The sequence below is a fragment of the Aurantibacter sp. genome, assembly GCF_039941195.1.
Lineage (GTDB): Bacteria > Bacteroidota > Bacteroidia > Flavobacteriales > Flavobacteriaceae > Aurantibacter_A.
In genome coordinates, this window is sequence record NZ_JBDVFA010000046.1 from 1 (window position 1) to 5,364 (window position 5,364).

3 protein-coding genes are annotated in these 5,364 nt (G+C 37.3%); all 3 read left to right on the forward strand.

All coding sequences use genetic code 11. The features are described from left to right. The coding region (locus tag ABJF52_RS08210; protein ID WP_348148944.1) for an Ig-like domain-containing protein at positions 1–2,752 on the forward strand (2,752 nt) is incomplete at its 5' end. A 22-nt stretch (positions 2,753–2,774) separates the two neighbouring features. Beyond that, entirely contained in the window at positions 2,775–3,716 is a 942-nt protein-coding gene (locus tag ABJF52_RS08215) for a type IX secretion system membrane protein PorP/SprF (protein ID WP_348148946.1), read from the forward strand. 10 nt (positions 3,717–3,726) lie between these two features. Beyond that, on the forward strand, positions 3,727–5,364 hold a 1,638-nt coding region (locus tag ABJF52_RS08220; protein ID WP_348148948.1), incomplete at its 3' end, for a flagellar motor protein MotB.

Genomic DNA, 5,364 nt, shown 5'->3' on the forward strand with positions numbered 1-5,364 from the left:
TGCAGGTACACTTTCAGGAACTCAAGAGATTTGTGAAGGAGAAACGACTACTTTTTCTAGTGATGGTGACCCTGGAATTTGGTCTAGTTCAGATAATTCAATTGCTACCGTAGATGCTTCTGGGGAGGTGACCGCTGTGGCAGACGGTACGGCTACCATTTCTTATACTGTTGTAGCTACTTCGCCTTGCGCTGTAAATGATATTGCCACTAGAACAGTTACCATAACTGGACTACCGAATGCTGGTACGCTCTCTGGAAATCAAGAGCTTTGTGAAGGTGAAACAACAATTTTTTCTAGCGATGGAGATACAGGTACATGGTCTACTTCCGATAATGCAATTGCTACTGTAGATATTTCTGGGGAAATCACTGCTATTTCTGACGGTACGGCTACAATTTCATATACTGTTGCTGCTACTGCACCTTGTGCTGTAGATGATATCGCTACTAGAAACGTTACTGTAACTAAACTCCCAAATGCAGGTACACTTTCTGGTACTCAAGATGTCTGCGAAGGTGAAACAACAACTTTTACTTCGGATGGCGATGCTTCGGGTTCATGGTCGAGTTCTGATACTGCCATTGCAACTGTTGATGCGGCTGGGGAAATTACTGCTGTGGCAGACGGTACTGCTACCATTTCTTATACCGTTGCTGCTATTTCACCCTGCGCTGTTGATGATATTGCTACTAGAGCCGTAACAGTAACTGGTCTTCCTAATGCTGGTGAAGATGGTACTTTAACTATTTGTATCGGCGACAATGTTACAACTAGCCAATTGTTTAATTCACTTGAAGGAGCTCCAGATGCTGGTGGAAATTGGAGTCCAATATTGGCCGGCGCAGGAACATATACATATACAATTTCAGCAACTTCTCCATGTGCTACTGATTCAACAGCCGAGGTCGTTGTTACGGAACAAGCTAATCCAAATGCTGGCACAAACGGAACTCTACAAATTTGTGGAGATAATACTGTAACTGAATTAGAACTTTTTAACGCTCTTAATGGAATGCCGGATACTGGTGGTACATGGACCCCTGTATTAGCCGGAGCTGGCACCTATATTTATACTGTTTCGGCCACTACACCATGTACTGGAGACTCTACTGCAGAAGTCGTTGTTTCTGAACAATCAGCTCCAAATGCAGGAATTAGCAATACGTTAAACATCTGTGAGGGTGAGACGGTTACCGAAACACAACTTTTTAATTTGTTAAATGGTTCACCTGATACTGGTGGAACATGGTCACCCACAATGGCTGGTGCCGGAACTTACATATATACTGTCTCTGCAACCTCGCCATGTACAGAAGATGCAATCGCAGAGGTTGTAGTTACCGAACAGGCAAACCCCGAGGCGGGAACTAACGGAAACCTAATCATATGTGAAGGAGATGTTGTGACTGCTACTCAACTATATAATGCACTGAATGGGATTCCCGATATTGGAGGGACATGGTCACCGGTATTAGCTGGTGCAGGAACATATGTTTATACCGTTAATGCCATAACTCCATGCACTTCAGACGTAACTGCAGAAGTTGTTGTTACTGAACAAAATCCTCCTAATGCAGGTACTAATGGAATACTAAATATCTGTGTTGATGATGTAGTATCTACTGCACAACTCTTTAATGCTCTTGGTGGGACGCCGGATACTAATGGTACTTGGAATCCTAATCCAGCAGGTGCTGGCGTATATACCTATACTGTAATAGGAAATTCTTGCCCGAATGACAGTGCTACAATAACCGTTAACGAGGAATCGCAATTAGATGCAGGTATAGATACTTCATTAGAAATTTGTCCAGACGAAACGATAAGTGCAACTCAACTTTTGACATTGCTTGGTACTGATAACAATACTGGAACATGGAGTCCAAATCCTGAAGGAGCCGGTGCTGGAACCTACACGTATACTGTTAGTGGAACTAGTTGTATAGCTCAATCAGCAACCATATCAGTTACTATTAATACGAATGATTCTGATGGAGACACCATTATGGACTGTGATGAAATAAATGATGGAACGGATCCTTTAGATGGTTGTGATTCTATTGGTGGCACTCCCCCACCCGAGAACGATTGTGATGATGACGGACTTACGGAACAAGAAGAAAACACAATGGGCACTGATCCTACAAATCCAGATACAGATGGTGATGGGGTTTTGGATGGTCAAGAAGTAACAGACAACACCAATCCATTAGACAATTGCGATTTTGTTTTGGAGAATCAAACACTAACACCCTCACAAGAGTGGTACGCTATTGATTGTGATGGAGATATGTTGACAAACCAAGAAGAAATTCCGCTAGGCACCGACCCTAATAACCCTGACACCGACGGAGATCAAATTATGGACGGACAAGAAATTAATGATGGTACAGATCCATTAGACCCTTGTGATTCTATAGGAGGAACGCCTCCACCAGGTTCTCCATGTGATATTTATATTGAAAATGATTTAGTATCCCCTGAAGATATAATGGGAGGAAAACTGGAAATTATAAATATTGGACTGCATCCTGAGAATTCAGTTAAAATTTATAACCGTTGGGGAATTATGGTTTGGGAAACTGATGGATACCAAAATAATAGTAATGCTTTTGATGGGTTATCTAAAGGAAGAATTACCATCGCCGAAAACAAAAAATTACCGTCTGGTGTTTATTTCTATAACATAACCTACACTATAAATGGTGATGAAAAGGTGAAAACAGGTTATTTATATGTAGAAAGGTAATTATGCGAACAATTAATCAACAATGCAAAGACATTTAAAACATATTATAATACTATTGCTCCTGTTGGGAAGTCAATATATAAGTTTTGCCCAGCAAGATGCGCAATACACCCAGTATATGTACAATACACTTGCTGTAAATCCAGCCTATGCAGGTTCGCGTGGCCAATGGGGCGTATCTGCTTTACATCGTTCGCAATGGATTGGTATGGATGGTGCTCCTTCTACACAGACTTTCAATATCAATGGACCTGTTTCAAACAAAATAGGTGTTGGACTTTCAATTGTACATGATGAAATTGGCAACAATACAAATCAAAACACCTATTTAGATGCTACCTTTTCGTATACTATAGCTACTTCCGAAACCAATAATCTTTCCTTTGGACTTAAAGCTGGTGGTCATTTATTAAATGTTGATTATAATAGGTTGAGAAACTACCGGCCAAATTTATCTACATCGAGTGATCTTTATAAAAAGTTCTCTCCAAATATTGGTGCAGGTATTTATTATCACACACCTAAATTTTATGTTGGACTTTCAGTTCCGAATTTATTGGAAACTGAACATTTTGATAATTCGGGAACTGGAACCTCGAATATAGCCACTGAGAGAATGAATTGGTATTTGATTTCTGGTTATGTATTTAATTTAAATTCTAATTTAAAATTTAAACCCGCCATTTTGTTTAAGATGATTGAGGGGGCGCCATTACAAGGCGATTTTTCAGCAAATTTTCTAATTAATGAAAAATTCACCATAGGAGCTGCATATCGTTGGGATGCTGCAATTAGTGCATTGTTTGGCTTCCAAATGAATGAACAATTCATGTTAGGTTTAGCTTATGACCGCGAAGTCACTGAATTAGGAGGCACTCAATTTAATGACGGATCCTTTGAAATTTTCCTTCGATACGAGTTTAAGAAAAAAACAAAAATTGATTTAACACCAAGATTTTTCTAAAAACATGGACATGAAATCAATACAAACATATCATCTTTTCATACTCCTCTTTTTTTTGCATGCCATAGGTATATCACAAAAAAAGAAGAATGTTGCAACAGATAATTTTGATGCATATGCATATATGACGCCCATTGATTCTTATGAAAGTTTATTAAAAAAAGGATACGAAGAATCAATCATTTATAAGAAACTAGGCAACTCAAATTTCTTAAGTGCTAACTACGACGTAGCAACATTTTGGTACGAAAAACTTATAAATTCTTTTGAAAATGAAATCGAACCCGATTACCTTTATCGATACTCATTGTCCTTAAAATCAATTAAAAAATATGATGAAGCCAATCTCTGGATGGAAAAATTTAGGAAGGCTAAAAATCAAGATTTACGGGCAGGATTGTATGCTAGTAATACAGATTATCTAAAAGATATTACTATCCCTACGGATCAATATACTATTGAAAATTACGAAGCTATTAATTCCTCAGAATCAGACTTCGCTCCTTCTTACTACTTAAAAAATATAGTTTTCGCAACTACTAGAGATTTAGAGTCTGAAGTTGATTACAATGACTTTTTATACTCTAATCTTTATAAAGCCAAAATTTCAGAAAATGAACAAGATTCTAGTTTAGAGAAGTTTTCCGAAAATTTAAATACTAAAGCGAATGAGTCTTCAACAGCATTTAGTAAGGACGGTAAAACTGTATATTTTACAAGAAATAATTTCGAAAACAAAAATTTCAAAAGAGATAAAGATGGTATCAGTCGACTAAAAATATATAGTGCAACATTGGAAAACAATATCTGGACTAATATTACAGAACTTCCATTCAATAATACTGACTATTCAGTGGCACATCCATCGCTAAATAGCGCGGGAACTAAACTATATTTTGTATCTGATATGCCTGGTGGTAAAGGTGCATCTGATATATATGTAGTTGATATATTAGCAAATGGAACATTCGGCATTCCACAAAACCTTGGCACACCAATTAATACTGAAGGAAAGGAAACTTTTCCATTTATCGCAGCTTCAGAAACATTGTATTTTGCTTCAGACGGACATCAAGGTTTAGGGGGGCTTGATTTGTTTAAAGTAAATTTAAAAAATAAAAAAGTTGTTTTAAATTTAGGCAGTCCAATTAATAGTTCAGAAGATGATTTTTCTATTGTCCTAGATTCCATTGAGGAAAATGGTTTTTTTGCATCCAACAGAAATGATGGAATTGGCAGTGATGATATTTATCGACTAACCTTACGTAAAAATGAATGTTTCACTTTTATAAAAGGTATTGCCGTAGATAAAGATACAGATGCTCCTTTAGCGGAAACTTCAATTATCGCCTATAATCATAAAGGAGAAGAAATTGCCCAAAGTCAATCCACATCATATGGTAGTTATACAATTCGAATTCCTTGTCAGGAAAAACAATATCAGTTAACAGGATTTAAAGAAGGTTATGAGGATGGTAGTTTGTTCATGTTAACATCTTCTGACGAGAAAGAAATAAATGCAACTCAATTAAAATTAGAGCAATCTGTTAAAGTGGCAAACGTAGGATCCGATCTAGTTAAAATTCTTAAATTGACTCCTATTTATTTTGATTTAAATAGCTCCTATATCCGACTTGATGCTTATGCT

What these genes read in the sequence shown, in the direction of transcription:
- ABJF52_RS08215 (WP_348148946.1), top strand. Translation starts at nt 2,775, where the DNA reads ATGCAAAGACATTTAAAACATATTATAATACTATTGCTCCTGTTGGGA.